8 protein-coding genes are annotated in these 15,629 nt (G+C 52.4%); 3 read left to right on the top strand and 5 right to left on the bottom strand.

Annotation, left to right across the window (positions count from 1 at the left end; translation table 11 throughout):
- Positions 1 to 225 precede the first annotated feature (225 nt).
- The 3 genes from LOC67_RS06985 (at position 226) to LOC67_RS06975 (ending at position 3,795) form a co-directional block, all read left to right on the top strand.
- Positions 226 to 810 carry a hypothetical protein gene (locus LOC67_RS06985; RefSeq protein ID WP_230261814.1) on the top strand — a complete coding sequence of 195 codons (585 nt, stop codon included), beginning with the start codon at positions 226 to 228 and terminating at the stop codon, positions 808 to 810.
- A gap of 604 nt (positions 811 to 1,414) precedes the next feature.
- Positions 1,415 to 2,272 (top strand): alpha/beta hydrolase, encoded by an 858-nt coding sequence (locus LOC67_RS06980; RefSeq protein ID WP_230261813.1) that lies wholly within the window; start codon positions 1,415 to 1,417, stop codon positions 2,270 to 2,272.
- Between the two features lie 137 nt (positions 2,273 to 2,409).
- Positions 2,410 to 3,795 (top strand): mechanosensitive ion channel family protein, encoded by a 1,386-nt coding sequence (locus LOC67_RS06975; protein ID WP_230261812.1) that lies wholly within the window; start codon positions 2,410 to 2,412, stop codon positions 3,793 to 3,795.
- A 112-nt stretch (positions 3,796 to 3,907) separates the two neighbouring features.
- On the opposite strand, the gene LOC67_RS06970 is transcribed toward LOC67_RS06975, so the two are convergent.
- The 5 genes from LOC67_RS06970 to LOC67_RS06950 form a co-directional block, all read right to left on the bottom strand.
- Entirely contained in the window at positions 3,908 to 6,520 is a 2,613-nt protein-coding gene (locus tag LOC67_RS06970; RefSeq protein WP_230261811.1) for a S9 family peptidase, read from the bottom strand.
- 402 nt (positions 6,521 to 6,922) lie between these two features.
- Positions 6,923 to 8,302 (bottom strand): rhamnogalacturonan acetylesterase, encoded by a 1,380-nt coding sequence (locus LOC67_RS06965; RefSeq protein WP_230261810.1) that lies wholly within the window; start codon positions 8,300 to 8,302, stop codon positions 6,923 to 6,925.
- Positions 8,303 to 8,480: 178 nt separating this feature from the next.
- Entirely contained in the window at positions 8,481 to 12,542 is a 4,062-nt protein-coding gene (locus LOC67_RS06960; protein WP_230261809.1) for a serine/threonine-protein kinase, read from the bottom strand.
- 282 nt (positions 12,543 to 12,824) lie between these two features.
- On the bottom strand, positions 12,825 to 14,261 hold the full coding sequence (locus LOC67_RS06955) for a protein kinase domain-containing protein (RefSeq protein ID WP_230261808.1): 1,437 nt from the start codon (positions 14,259 to 14,261) through the stop codon (positions 12,825 to 12,827).
- Positions 14,262 to 14,612: 351 nt separating this feature from the next.
- The gene (locus LOC67_RS06950) at positions 14,613 to 15,452 is read right to left on the bottom strand and encodes a DUF6923 family protein (RefSeq protein ID WP_230261807.1); all 840 of its coding nucleotides are present in this window, start codon (positions 15,450 to 15,452) and stop codon (positions 14,613 to 14,615) included.
- Positions 15,453 to 15,629: the final 177 nt, after the last annotated feature.

Raw genomic sequence — 15,629 nt, 5'->3', positions numbered from 1 at the left:
CGGGCCTGAAAGAAGAGGAGCCGAATGGGCATCGAACCTTCGTCCTTTTCAGCCCAGTCGTTGCATTCCGTTTTCACTCCCCTAATTCGTTGCTTCGGTTTATTTCGTGTCTTATACTTCGCCGTTGGATGCGTTGGACAAACCTACAGGAGCTGAACTTCGATTGTCACCGACGGGAATTAGTCTTCGGTGCAGCCAGAAGTCGCTTCAATTAATGCCCGGAGTATGACAGTGGCTGCACCTATCGAAATCATCGATCGAACGGATAGTCGAGATTTGGCGACGCTTCAAAAAGCGTATCCTCACAAAAATCGAGCTGACGCTTGTGCTTGGGTGCAGATCAAGAGCTTGTACGTCTCGGTGACACCGACCAGGGCTTCGTCTTGGCCAAAGCTATTGGAAAAGCGTTCTGGTTCTAGCCAACGCGTGGTCATTTATACCGGTCGTCACGGTGGTCAAACGGGATCGACCACCGCTGCCGATGTGTTGTACGAACGGGTTAAAGAGCAAAAGTTCGTCGCTGAAGACGTCACCACCGCGATCTCAACGTTGGCGACGAGCTCCGTTTTGTTTTCCGTTCGAGATGCCGGCAAAGCTCCCTTCACAGATATCTTGAAACTGCGACAGCACATTCTGAACGATGTTGCTGCCGGTCATCTTGTGATTCTTGCGTGGTGCTACTCACTGCTTGCAATGTTCGAAATGCCCGTCCAAACGCCGCTTATCGCAAAGTACTCGTGGGCAGACCATTACAAAGGGATGTCCATCGCAGAATTGTCACGCGATGGATTCCGTGAACTGGTCGAATAGACGACCGGTGTTGAGTGATCGCTGGCAGATCAGGCTTGTCTAAATCATCGCGACATCCGAAGAGCTCCGTCCCATCTAGGGAGTGGTTGCTGTTCTGTCAGCGTGCGCGGTTCGGTGCCAACGCTTTGCAGGGATTCCTGATTCTCGGTGAGTCCAATTTCAGAGTTTGAATCTAGAGCACTCTGGAAATTCGGTAGCGCTCCGCAAGGCTCGATTCCTTGTCGTCGATTCATCCGATGGGGATTGCTGGTCTACATCGCCGCTAACGGCTCTTCAGTCACCGATCGCTAATGATGTAGCGTCGCTATCCTTCGAGTCAAAATAAGAGTCCTCGTTTGAGTTGATTCTTGATTCTTCTGAGCTCCGTTCAACTTCGAACTCAGTGAACCGAGCAGGCCCTGGGCTGCACAATTCGAACCGGTTCGTCTTCGCTTGGCCATTTGGCACATTCGTTGCTTAATTGATGGACTGCCGGATCCAAAGCATCGCGTTCGACTCTGGCGGAAAGTTCTTTTGCTCAGACGATACGAATTTCGTTCTGACCATCCAGTGTTAGGCACGCTCTACATCAAGAGGCCGGGAAATGTCAGTAGTGAACTCAAGAGTGAACCCAGCAGTCTACCCAGCAGAGCAATCTTCGATCTTGGAAACACCAGATGGCAGGGAGCTTCATGTGCGGTGCGAGGGCGACCGAAACGCTGACCTCGCCTTTGTCGTTGTGCATGGGCTGGGAGAGCATTCCGCTTGCTATGACGATTTTGTGAGTCGCATGACTGGCCAGGGCCACGCCGTCCTTATCTATGACCAGCACGGTCATGGCAGGAGCCCCGGTAGACGCGGAGACGCGCCAAATTTTGAAACGCTGGTAAATGACATTGCCGTGGCACTTGAAGCCGCGGCAAAATGCTTCTCAAACGCTGAACTCGTCTTGCTGGGCCACAGTATGGGAGGCAATCTGGTTCTCAATCATTTGCTCGATCGCGACCACGAGTATGTCAGGCGTGCGGTTGTAACCAACCCAATGATCCTGCCACCAAACCCACCGACCAAGTCACAAGCATTTGCCGCTTGGTTGACCGGAAAGCTTATTCCCCGAATCCGCTTCTCTGCATCAATCGATCCTTCACAGCTGACTAAGGATACGGATGCTCTGAAACAAATGGCTGGTGATGACCTGATGCACGAAAAGCTAGCCCTTGGAATCGGATCCCAGCTGATCAACCAGGGGATTTGGTTGCGGGAGCACGCGGATCGACTAGGTGTTGATCTACTGGTGCTAACCGGTGGCGAAGACGAACTGTGCGACAAGGAGACGACCGAGCAGTTTGTGCAAAGTGCAGGGGAGCGTTGCCATCATGTCAACTTTGATGGTTTACGACACTCGCTGTTAATCGAAGAGGAGCGTGATCGAGTCTACGATCAAATCGGTTCATGGTTACGCGAAAGTGCGACCCATCAGTGAGTGAAGCACCAAAGCCGTGACACCGCTGACCTTTGTGTGAATGTCTTGAACTGTTTCGCAGCAGGCGGTCGAATCACAACGTCGTTGCGAAGAACAAGAAATCAGATTGATACCGTCGTCAACATATCTGCGAACCCATGATCCGACTGGCAACACTGTTGTTTCTCGCTGCCGCAACTTCGTTTACTGCGTTTGCTCAGGATGAATCCCCGACGGCCGAGGACGTTGCGGCAGAGGTCACAGGTGGTGAAGCAGCGGACAGAGTCGATGTGGCTGATAAAGTTGAAGTTGATCCAGTTAATAGCGACGAGCGTATCGAAAAACGATTGCAAGAAATCATGGAGGCAACCGGCTGGTTTGATTCACCGTCGGTGGACGTCGATCGTGGTGTCGCTTTCCTAAAAGGAACAGCAGACAGCAAGAAGCACCAAGCTTGGGCTGAAGCAACGGCGATGAATACTGCGGATGTCGTTGCGGTAGTCAATCGAGTCGGCGTTGCCGAACAGCCCCTGTGGAATTTAGCGCCAGCGGTTGCCTCGCTAAAGCAATTGGGACGAGAAACCACGGGAATATTGCCGCTCATTCTGATCGCTTTGGTAATCGGTATCCTTTCATACTACGTCGCATTGGTTTCGGCAAAGCTGACACGGTGGATTACACAAAACCGAATCGACAGCCGATTACTGCGGCAGGTCGCAGGCAATGTCGTCGCGGTGATCATCTTTATCATCGGGATGTACATTGCGCTTCGTGTTTCCGGTCTGACTCGATTGGCGGTGACGCTGTTGGGCGGCACCGGCCTAGTCGGGCTCGCTCTCGGATTCGCATTCCGCGACATCGCGGAAAATTATCTCGCCAGCATCTTGATCTCATTGAACCATCCATTCCGTGTTGGGGATTTGATCGAAGTCGAGGGCGCGATGGGATATGTCCGCAAAGTCACCACGCGCGGCACCGTGCTGAATACACTCGAAGGCAATCAAATACAGCTGCCCAATAGCACGGTCTACAAAGGGAAGATCACCAACTATACAGCGACGCCACTTAGCCGCCGCGATTTTAAAGTCGGTATCGGCTTTGATGATTCGATTGTGGAAGCACAGGAAATCATCATGGGTGTGCTCGTCGCACATGAAACCGTGGTGGACGATCCTGCGCCTTTAGTCATCGTCGATTCGCTAGGTTCAGCGACGGTCAACCTGCACGTGCTTTATTGGTTCGATCAAACGAAGCATTCTGCACTCAAGGTCAGTAGCAGTGTCATACGCCAGGTGAAGCAGCAACTGACCGAAGCCAAAATCACGATGCCGGACGAAGCTCGTGAATTGGTCTTTCCACAAGGTGTTCCGGTGCAGATGCTTGAAGGGGAAATACATTCGCCACCGCCGGAAAAGCCCAAGTCAAACGAGCCGGAACCGACGGTTTCAAGCGGCGAAGGCAATCTTGCGACTGAGCAGGGCGAGGTCATGCGGGCGACCGAAAACGATGCAACGATCGACGACGAAGCCAACTTAATCGCCTGAGAATTTAGCACTGACGACTTGGTGGCTTATTACGAGGGCGTCGTCATTAAGCATTAAAGACGATAACCCACGAGGAAATTTCTTTCGTTGTCCTAACTGTCAACGCGATGCTTTAGGGGCCTTCGCCGATGGTGCGAAGTAGGAACTGCTCGTACTTTCGCATTCGTCCCAGGCGTTTGACATCACCACCAAGTCCGTGCCCACCTGTTGGGTCAAGGAACAACTCGACTTGTGTTTCCTTGCCGGCTTTTAGCAGAGCACGATAGACGGCTACAGTGTCTTGGAACAAGACATTGGTGTCTTCGATGCCGTGAACCAATAGCAGTTGCCCCTTGAGTTTTTTAGCGAGGGGAATGAGCGAGTATTTTTCCTGGTCAGGCTCGCCGGTTCTTGAAGGACCGACGGTACCCGTGGAGTACCACGAATTGTAGTTCTCCCACTGCGTCGGCCCGGCGCCCGCGATTCCGACTTGGAACACTTCAGGTTCGGTGTAGAGACACATTTGCGTCTGAAAGCCACCGAAGCTCCAGCCAGAGATAGCGACACGTTCCTCGTCGATGTTGAAGTTGTCTGCCATGTATTTGACACCGTCAACCAAATCTTCAACCTGCGGTTTGCCAACTTGTTCATAGTTCGATTTTTCGAACAGCCCGCCATAGCCTGACTGGCCTCGCGGATCGACAACGATCGTGATGTATCCGTGCTTTTGTGCCATGTACATCTGAAAGAAGTACGCGTCAGCGCTGTAGCCGCCGTCGTTGACAAAGTGGCGGCTACCGAGCGGCCCGCCGTAGACATAGATCAACAGCGGATGCTTTTTCGATTTCTTCCATTTCTCCGGTTTGAACATCATTCCTGAAATGGTGTGCCCGTGGCGGTTTTCGTATTCAAAGAATTCGGGTTCGATCTTCGTCAATTGCGAAGCTTGTTCGGGGTGGGAATCCGTGATCTGCTTGACTTGTTTCTTTTCGTTTTGAGCGATCAACTCGGTCAGCGAACCGTAACGCACAAAGTTTCCGATCATTCGTTTGCCGTTGTTGCTGACAGCCAAGTCGGAAAAGGTGCCTTCCTGTTTGTTCAGACGCGTTAGTTCGCCTGAATCCATGTCGAGTACATAGACCATTTGACGAGCTGGTGAATCTTTGGTGGCCGTGACGAAAAGCCGTTTGCGATCCTCTGAAAATCGGATCGGGTAGACTTCGAAACGCCCCTCGGTGAGTTGGCGGACGCTTTCGTAAAGCGGGTCGAGAACATGGATGTGTCGAAAGCCGCTCAGTTCACTGACAAACACGATATGCCGACTGTCTTGCGCGAAGTCCGGTGACACCATCGACGGTGTGTTGGGGCCGCCGTAGTGCTTGAATTGAAAAGCGGTCTTCGCCAGATGCTCCACCAGTTCGGGAGCTTTGGTACGGCCGCCGCGAGGCCCACGCCGGCCTGGGGTCGCGTCTTCTTCGTCCTTTTCCTTGGCTTCACGCATGTCCTTCTGGAATTCCTTTTCTCGCTTTTTGGTCGCTTCCTTTAGACCTTCTTCCAGTTCTTCTTCGGTCGGCCAAGTCGCAAGACGGATCTGCACGTCAGAGTTCTTTTGATCGAAGAAGCAGAACGTGACTTTCTGATTATCCAGGGACCAGCGAGGTTCGGAAATGATGTCTCTGGGTTCATCAATCTTTTCTTCAAAGACCTTCAGCAGCGGCGCGTCTTCGGTATCGAGGTCCTCGAATTCATAAAGATAGACCCGGACGGTTTCGGGTTCGACCTTGTCATCAGAAACGGTTCGTGAGATCGAGTCTGACTCCGCGAATCGATCGCGATACCGAATGATGTCAACCTTTCGCGATTCTCCGCGACTGTTCGTGCGGCTGATGAGAGCGATACGCTTGCCATCATGGCTGAGGGCATATCGGTTAAGATTTTCGCCAGAAGGCAAACTCGGGGTGAGTTGATGGACGAGATGTTCGCCAAATTTTGTTTGGATGACCGTGTCGTCACGGCGAACGGTGTAGCCGCTGCCATCGGGCAGGAATTCGACTTGCGATTCACGTTGATCCGTTTTCGTCAGTCGCGTCAGCTTTGGCTTGCTGAGGTTCTCAAGCAGGTAGATGTCGCCTTCAGAAATTAGCAGCAGTTTGTTTTCTTTTGGATGCCAACGGAAAGAAGCGATCCCGGAGTACACCGGGCTGTATTCCGCATCGGCGTCATCTTCGCCGACCGTCGTATAGATTTGGCGTTGCTCTTCTCGCTCTTTCTCGGACAGCTCCGTTTTTTTCTTGTCATCTTCCTCTGGCTGATCACTCTTCTCTGCGCCGTCTTCGTCCTCTTCCTTATCGGCGTCGTCTTCCTTCTCTTCCTCTTTCTTGGACTCTTTGCGGTGTTTCTCCAGCCGGTCGTCGATCACGATGCGAGCTGATCGCTGGAATTTGGAGAGCATGTCGATGGATGTGATACGACGAGCTTCCGATTTTTTAAAATCGTAGATCCACAGATCGTTTCCGTGCCGGCGTTCAACGTAAGGACGATACAGATAGGCGGCATAGCGACCATCGTGCGAGAACTCTGTACTGCTGGCCGACGGACCGAACAGTCCTTTTTCGGGATAGAGGTCCTCGAGCTGAAGCTCGTCTTGCTTTACCTCTTCTTTAGAATCGGCGGCAAACACCTGGGGTATGAACAAACAACCGACAAGTAGAGATAGCGAAGCGGTGCACAGAAGTCGGTTCATCATGGAGTCGTTCAGTCCGTCCGGAGGGAGGCATGGTTCAAGCCAAGCTTGCTGTAGTTGGTGACGCTGCCACCGCTTACAACAAAATCGCGGAGTTTCGGCTTGCATGAGACCGTACGCCCCGAGACTACGCGTCTAATCAAACGCATTTTGCAGCGGAAGATTGTTCAACCAGCGTTGGCAATCAACTACTTCAGCGAGCACTACTCTACACAGAGGTCCGCGACGCCGGAAAGTTTTGACGCGGATGTTGAGCAGCAAATAAAGAATCAGTTTTGTGCGCTCAACGAACTCACCTTAGGGAGTTCTGTGATTGCACAGTCGTCCCCTAAAAATCAGCAGCTCAATCGCTGGTGGGGGGAGGCGATGGAGAATTAACTAGATTCCCCATCAGATTGGTGATGATCAGTTGCCCGCGGGTTTCGTCGGGGGACGGATGATTGGGCTGGTGGGTAGCGAAAAGCTGTCGGGGTCATCTGGTGATTTTGGATCGAAACTTGTCGTGTCTTCTCTCAGGTGCATCGCAAGGCTTGGGACTTTGTCGCGAATTCCCTGCACCACACAACGTGCCAGCTGGTAAGCACCATACGAGTTGTGGTGCGATCGATCACTGAGTGATTGGTCTTGTCCAGGAAAAGTGCCTGCGGGATAAAACACAAACGCCTTCGTCGCTCGTTTCGGCCCGAGTGAAGCATAGAATTCGAGGCTCATCGCATTCAGATCCACAACCGGAACTTCCATTTCGGCCCCCGCCTGTCGTGCGGCTGCTGCATAGTCAGCGAGCGTAGGGGTTTGGTTCCCTTCGTCATCCATGCGTAGACGTTCCATCGAAGTGACCAGAATGGGTATCCCTTTCTGCTCGCGAACGGCTTTCACAAACTCAATCAGCTTGGATTTGTAAGTCGTGAAGGGACCGGCTTCCTTTCGCTTGTCTTTTTGATCGTTGTGCCCGAACTGAATCAGAACGTAGTCTCCCGGCTTCATCATGCTTAGTAGCTTTTCTAAGCGACGCTGGTATTCGAAGGATGTGAGCGCCAGGCCGGATTCCGCTTGGTTGGAGACTGCGACACTGGGGCCGAAGAAACGTGGAAGCATTTGTCCCCATCCGGCGTAAGGCTCATTCTGTTGATCGGTCACCGTGGAATCTCCCGCAACAAAGACGGTGGTGATCTCGGGAGCCGAACGGATCTCAAGTGAAGCCACCTTTGCTCGCGCGCCACCGAATTCGAAGGTCAGTAGTTCGTCCCAGTCTCGATGCCGTGGCGGGCCCAATTCACGACGATTCAATTTCGTGAATTGACCGGGGGTAATTTCCGGTTGTCGTACGTTGACGGAAAACGTTCGGGAAACGAACTCCCCTGGCATCGTTTCGACGTTTTCGAGCATCAATCGCCGTGCTTCCGCTTTCACGGTTGTCGATGTGGATTTTTGGCTGTCTCCAAAACGAACGGTGACGGCATAGTTGCCTTCTCGCATTGCGAGGGCAAACACGACTGTGTTGTCCGCTAATAAGGATCGAGTTTGGATAAACCCAAAGCCTTTTGATGGTGAAAAGGGTTCGTCAGGCCGGCAAGCGAAGACGCCGTCTGACACAGGTGCATCGGTGAAATCGAATCGCAATACTGATCGCTCAGCGATCGCATCGGCCGCTCTATTGAATTGATGCGATTCGTTGGTGGCGACTGAAGCAGAGCTTTGCCTTGGAGCCTCTTGTGCAGTGCCGGCGGTGTGAATGCCAACAGCAATCAGCAGGGCTAGACAAGTACGGGCGAGCTGAAAAGTCATCGGTCATCCAGGATAATAGCCGCATTGGTAATGGATGCCATTTTGATCATCCGAGCAGCCAACTTCCACCCGATGACAGGTTTTATTTCCGAGGCGTTCTATCCTTCAAAGGATGGTGGATCCTTTCGGATCGGTTTAGTTCGCTTGTTGCCGGCCCCATCGGATCATGTGCATGATGCTATTGTGTCCGGAAACCTTGGCTTGAGATCGCGACCGCGTCGGATATCGAAACGTGGATCGCCTCGATTTCTTGTCGAAGATTGCCAATCTCAGTTTCGGGCACTGACTTGCCTTGATCGCGTTCCAATTGACGCTGCAATACTTTGGAAACGAGATACTCGTACCGTGCATTTTGTTTTTCCGCAACGATGCAGCTTCGCGAAAGATAATGCAGAGCTTTCTTAGTGCGACCTGTCGAGGCGTAGATCAAGCCCATTTCGCGAAGGGCCTGTGGACGTTGTGGGGCAAGGATCCACGAAAGTCGGTTCGCTGATTTTGCGGCCTGCCGCCATTTCCTGCGAACTTCCCTCGAATCTTCTCCGGCGGCTTCAAGTGTTTCTGCATGGTGGCGAATCGCGGTAGCTCGATCGCCTGCGATTGAAAAGTTGAATGTTGTGAGGCACTGATATGTTTTGCAGATTTCCCAGGCTTCATCAAACTTTGCCACAGAAGTTTCAGTTTGTTCGTTTGCTTGGCACCAATAGCCTTCCGCCATCAACGACGTGATCCGAGCAACCCAGTGGCCGGGTGCGTCGGGGAACGCATTGGCGTATCGTTCAAGCGGATACTGGCCACGGCTGCTTCTCATCAGGATCGAATGCGCGATAGATCCCATATAGTGATGTTCGTGCCGTAGGCAAGATTGAAGCTCTTCTTCGGCGGCCTTCGTCGCTGCGGCTAGGTCTCCTAGGTGGTAAAGGTTCAGCGACAGAAATATCTGAGCGGCATGGGCCTCGAACGCATCTCCTAAACGCGACAGTTGGATGATTGCTTTGCGAGCCTTGGTGACGCCGTCTTTAAAGTCAGCAGCGGCAAAATTGCCGAGTGAATGATGGCTAACGGTGACCGCTGCAAGTCGTCTGTCGTTGAGTCGGTTGCTAAGATCGGCTGCCGCTTGGTAGTACCTTTCAGCTCTTTTATGCCATCCGAGCACTGCCATATCGTTGGCATGAACGATGTATTGCAACGCAAGCGATGAAGACTCAGGGACCTTTTCGGCTCGGTTCAATCCCACCATTGATGCCCAGATTAGCCGAGGCACACTGTTGACGTAGTAGCAGTACTCGATCTGTCCTAGAAGCCAGTTGCATAGGTCGGACGATTGGCTATGCGGTCTTCGGTGCAACCGCCTGGGTAACGCCGTGTGATAAGCCTGGACGAAGACTTCTTTAGCCGTTTCGTATCCCAGGCCAAGAAAGGTTCGGGGAACGGGGACGCCGACTCGCCCGATCGCATCTTCGAGATGTTCAATGCTTTTGCCGATCATTCCTGCACTACGTGCGAGCACGCCTTGTAGACCAATGACATCGGCAATGTCATGGGGAGTCGGAGCCAACGGCAATGCACAATCCAATTCCTGAGCTGCTTGATCGTAATGTGCGATCATCATCAGGACTTCGCCACGTCCTCGCGAAATTCGGTATCGAGTTATTTCGGAAGCCGCTGAAGCGTTTCGGCTTGCCAATGCATATTGGTTCGCCGCGACATCGAACGCGTACTGTGAACTTGCTTGCGCTGCCGCTGCCAAGCCATAGGCGAGAGCACGTGTGTGATTACCCGAGGCATCCCAGTGGTACGCTAAGTCGTAAACTCGCGAGATCAGTCGAGGTTGGTCGAGTGAGCCTTCCTCGGAAATCGTTTGGACCTCTTCATCCGACAACCCACCATCAAGCGACTCAATCACCTGAGCCAGCTTTACGTGGAGCTGTTGGCGATGTTGTGAGCCAAGACGATCTACAATTGCATAACGAATACGGTCGTGGTAGGTATCGATCTTGTTCCCGATGAGACGCAACAAGCGAGACTTTCGCATTGCGATCAAGGTGTCATCGCAGGAGCCTGACAACCCGATCGCGGCGACGGCTTCGGAAGCGTCCAACGCTTGCCCTGATACAGAAATTGTCTCGAGAAGCGGGCGAGCTTCGGCTGGGAGCGGTGAAAGTTTCTGATCCAGCACATCGTTGATGTCAGAAATGTCGAAAGAGTTCTCCTGTGGGTTGAAGCAGCTCAACAGCTCTGTCAGCAAGAAAGGGTTGCCACCGGTTTGATCGTGAAATTGATTTGCCAGCTGTTCAACGGTTTCATCAGAAAGCTGTTGTTGGCATTGCATTAACTGCTTTGACTGTTCGAACGTGAATGCCTCCAAGTGGACTATCCGCTCGTCGAGCCGGACTTCGTTGACTCGTTGGAGGTTGTGCCACTCGGTCAAAAAAGGGCTATCTGTCGCTTCGTCGGATCGGTAACTTCCTAGAAACAAGATCCGTGGGGCATCTTCAGGACGAAGGATTTCAAACAAGGCTTTCGCGCTGTCTTCATCGCCCCACTGCAAATCGTCGATGAAGAGAATTAACTTGCTACGCTGCGAAATGCGTTGCAGGAGAATCCGCATCGCGTTGAAAGCGCGGGCCCTGACCTGCTGTTGATCGAACCCGTCGAGCGAATCTTGCGGAATTGAGGCAACAACGTCACTTCGGTTAAGTTCTGGAAAGACCTGTGCAAGGATGCCGATGTCATCAGGAAGCATGTTGGTGACCACGTCCGAAGTCATCGAAAGCAGATGTTGAACCAGTGCACCGACGAAGCTGTCCAACGCTTTGAAAGGGACAGATTCGCGATCGTAGCATCGGCCGCCCAGCACTACCGCCGAAGTCTGATCAAAGCTCGCTATAAAGCGTTCGGCAATGGTCGTTTTCCCTTCACCAGATTTGCCACTGATAAAGACTGTCAGCTGTTCACCGGTCTGTTCAAAACATTGCTTGGCGTCCGCAAATTGAGCCAGCTGATTTTCTCGTCCGATGAGTTGTTCCGATGTGTCGGCGCGTCGTGAATGATCTGAAAGGTCAGCTTCGACGAGTTTTGCGATGGAAAGCGGATCAGGTCTGTCCTGGGGCTCGCGCGAAAGCAGTTGTTGGCAGAGCGAAGCGAGATCATCGGGGATGTTGTGTTCGTCAGCAATCGGCGGAGCATCATGCTCGTTTTTTAATTGCAATGCGTTCCAGCGTTTTGCTGATCGGAACGGAAGCTTCCCTGTGAATCCTTCGAAGAGCATGACTCCGACGGCGTACCAGTCAACCGATGGGGCGACCGCAATTTCGAAACCTTCCTCCGGGAGCTTCTGCTCGGGGTATTTTTGCTCAGGGAGCTTCTGCTCGGGCGCCATATACTCTGGCGTGCCAGCGAGTTCCGCCAGTGACGAGTTTGTTCCGGCTAAGTCGACGACCAATCCAAAATCGAGAACGATCAGATGCCCATCGAGGGTTACCTTCACATTCGATGGTTTGAGGTCGCGGTGAACAATATCCCGGCCGTGCAACGCGACAATCGCTGAAACCAGTTGTGGCAACGCCTGCCGCATGCGACCTTCGTTGAAGTGACCGCCGGGGCGTACCCAAGAGAGAAAGTCGACACCGACGATTAAATCCATCGTGATGAAAAACTGCCCGCCATCACTCTCTAGGCTGTGAAGGCCGACGAGGTTGGGATGATTGACTTCCGATACGGAGCGGAATTCTCGTTTGAAACGGTGCAGTGCATCCGGGCTTACTTTCGGCAACGCCTTCAATGCAACGCGGTAGCCTTTTGTGGCGTGGACCGCTTCATAGACAACCCCCATCCCGCCGCGACCAATTTCTTTGATTAATCGAAATTCGCCGAGTCTCGACGCAGGGACGAAGTTGTGCCTTAGCTCTTTCGTCGTCGACAATGTTTTATGCTCGCGCGAAGCATCCCATTCTTGGAAAACTTGCATCACGATTTCGGAATGTCCGGGCAACAGCCGAAGGTAGTTTTCGACTTTGGGTGACTCACCAAGTTCTCGTCGTTTGCTGATTTCGTAATCTAAAAGATTCCGCAACAGCGTCGGTTGATCATCCTTGGCAACCTTTAGAACATACGAGGGGAGGTCCGGTTGATCGCCTGTTTCCCATTCAAGACTGAATTCTTTGCATGTGTCCTGCAAAACGTCGAATGGGACAAGTGTTTTACATTGCGATTCGCTGTCTCGCTGCATAGATTTTCGCATTTGGAGCAATCACAGGAACAGCATCCGCTTGCACTAGAATTGTGCCAAACAAACGGATATTGATGCACCAGTGAACCTTTGCGCGATCCGCCGATGATAGGCAAACACATCGTGCAAATAATTTTCTCGGGACATGGTATGCCCGAGAAGCCTTCTGACAAGCCATACTTATTGAAGGTCAGGTAATGTGCTCAGCAAGAATTTGATTTCAGAACTAAGTTTGGCCAAGTGAGTAGCAAGCCTCGGTTTCCACGGTCAGCAGTTTTGGCCGATATCGCAAGGCTATTGCGGATCTCGAGCAGATTTGAGTGCTTTGACAAATTCCTCTACCGATCGGAAACGCTTCGTTTTGTCAGGGTGAATTGATCGATGGATCAGCTGTTTCAGCGGACTAGGAAGCGGCGACTCATGAAGGATTTCGAGAGTTTCGTCTGGGCGGAACACCATATTGGGAAGGCTGGACGTCAATAATCGAAAGAGTGTTGCGCCGCAGGAGAATAGGTCCTCTTCAGGGCCGGCATCAACCGAGCGATGGAAGTGTTCTGGCGACATGTAGGCGAGTGTGCCGCGTAGCGACTTTTCGCTTGTTAATCCGCTTAAACCTGAATCGAGAAACAGCTTTGCGAGCCCAAAGTCAGCGAGTTTAACTTGCAGGCGATGGGCTTCTTTGTAAGCAAGGATATTGCCAGGTTTGATGTCTCGGTGGACGACGCCTTTGGAATGCAGATAGTGCAAGGCTTCGAGAACACGTCCGATGACCCAAATTGCTGTTCGACGTTTTTGCTTTTCGGATTGAGAATCGATCAACGCAAGAAGATCTTGATTCTCAATGAATTCCATCACCAGATAAGGACTGCGTCCATGAATGCCCAATTCGAACGCTTCGACGATTCTTGGGTGACGCATCTGGGTCAACATCGTCGCTTCGCGGACGAATAGCTGCATGCGTTTGTCGGTCTCGTCTAGGTCGCTGCGAATAAGTTTGATAGCGAACTGCTCGCCGCTTCTTCGGTGTGATGCGCGGAACACGCTTGCCATTCCGCCGCTGCCAATGATTTCGTCAAGACTGTAGGTTCCGATGACCTGTCCGACGGCAAAGCGATCCGCCAACGATGTTTCGGTCAGATCGCCATGGCCTTCAGAAAAATCAAAGTCCGAAGGTGACGCCGCGTCCGAATCGATTGTCTCGGCAAGATTGACCACCACATTTTCCTTTGCAGTGTTATTCGGAGTTGTTTGTCGTGGCCCCGTATTCCTTGTCTCGGCGAAGGTGCCAGCAATCGAAGCGGGTTCTTCGCGTTCTGTTTTTGGTAAGGTTAGTGGCGTCGGCTGTGAAGCGGCGTCAAGAATCAAAGTGCCATCGTCGGGGGCGTCATCAATCACTTCAACCGCAAGTGCAGTTTCGCCAACACCAAAACGATCGCCATCGGCCAGTGTCGCTTGCGCGAGCCGGATCCCGTTGACGTAAGTACCGTTGCGAGAATCGAGGTCAAAGATTTCGATCGAGGGCGGATCGACAACGATCTTGGCATGTTCACGCGAGAACGCCCGTTCTTGGTTGAGCACCAAATTTGATGGAGTTTCGCGACCGATCACGATTTCTACAGGATGAGCGAACACCCACGTGCGGCCACGATGCGGACCGTCGGTCACCGTCAAGCGGACTCGGTGACGCGGCTTTCCGTTTAAACGCTCCAGTTCGATCGTCTGTTCAGGCATAAGGTCAATGCGATTCGTGTGAGCTACCCGCAGAAATAGACGATCGTAAACAAACTCACTGCCGTCTGGTTGATTATATAGCAGTGGGTTCGGATCGCGGAGGCACGGAATAGGTTGGGCCACTTTTGAAAAATCGGCGGCAGTCAACTGCTAGGTGAAACGCTGACTTGCCCAGAGATTGATTCCATGACTAGTTTGAATGGAATAATCGCTTGAAGAGTGGCCTGTGCCGTAATTGTCGCCACAGGGCAGCGTATGAGAGCTAGTTTTCAGTGGACGGCCTGCCGAACAACAGCATTGCGATGACGCCGGACTCTGTAATTACTGACCTCAATCTCATACGGACGAGGCTCAATTCCTGCGACGTTTTCGATGCAGGCTGAAGCAGAGAGCAAGGATTCCGGCGCAACTGGCTGTCGAGGGTTCGGGAACGGAAGCGAAAGACAGCGCCGTCACTGCGGAAAATCCGAGTGGCCCAATGCTGGTTGCCGCACCGGTCATGGTGTCGATCGTAAAGAGGCTGTCGCTGATGGGGTCGGCGGAGTACAGAACCCCGTTTGCATCGAACGAGAGCGTTTGGAACTGCGCACCGCTGATACCGAATGCTCCGACTGTTGACAACGCTCCAGACAATGGGTCAATCGTTAACAGGTTTCCGTCGATGAAGTCGCCGGCGAAGAGTGTTCCGTTTTGTGCGAAGGCGAGCGATCCAATATTGGTGTTGGCAACCGTCGTGACCGCCGTCCCTGCGCCTGTTGCAGTATCGATGGTGATGAGGCTGTCGGTACCGTCATCGATTCCATAGAGCGTCCCGGCGCTATCGAAAGCCAAACCAATGACATTGGTGAAGCCGCCGAAGCTACCAACGATCGACGCTGTTCCCGTTGATCGATTGATCCTGACCAGTTCATCAGTGTCGTACTTCGCCCCATAAATCGTGCCGTTTGACGAAACCGCAATGTCACCGATCCTGCCAAAGCCAAGCCAGCCGATCGCCGTACTCACGCCGGTGTTCGGATCAATTTCGATCAACTGATCGGAAGCCTCATCAAACCCGTACAAAATGGTGCCAGCGTTTGCGGTGCACGCGGAAATCGATGTGACAAGCAACGCGATCAAGGCAAAACGCATTTTAACGCTCCAGTTGGCTTTTAAATTCCAGTTGTCAATGAGCAGTGGTGACTGCCACATGTTGCACTTCAGTTTGTGTACATTTACATCCTGAAATTAAAGTGGTTTGATTGGTCGATTCCTATCGCGACGATCCTGAGAGGAGTGATTTTCTCTCAAAATGCCGATTGCGTGCCGATCATCAGTTCCTCGTCTGAGATGCGATCGTGGGCGGCTTCGCATTGACGACTCCCGAAC

The sequence above is a fragment of the Stieleria sp. JC731 genome (genome assembly GCF_020966635.1).
Classification (GTDB): domain Bacteria; phylum Planctomycetota; class Planctomycetia; order Pirellulales; family Pirellulaceae; genus Stieleria.
The sequence above is the reverse complement of the archived record's forward strand: the minus strand, read 5'-3'. Positions and strand labels throughout refer to the sequence as shown.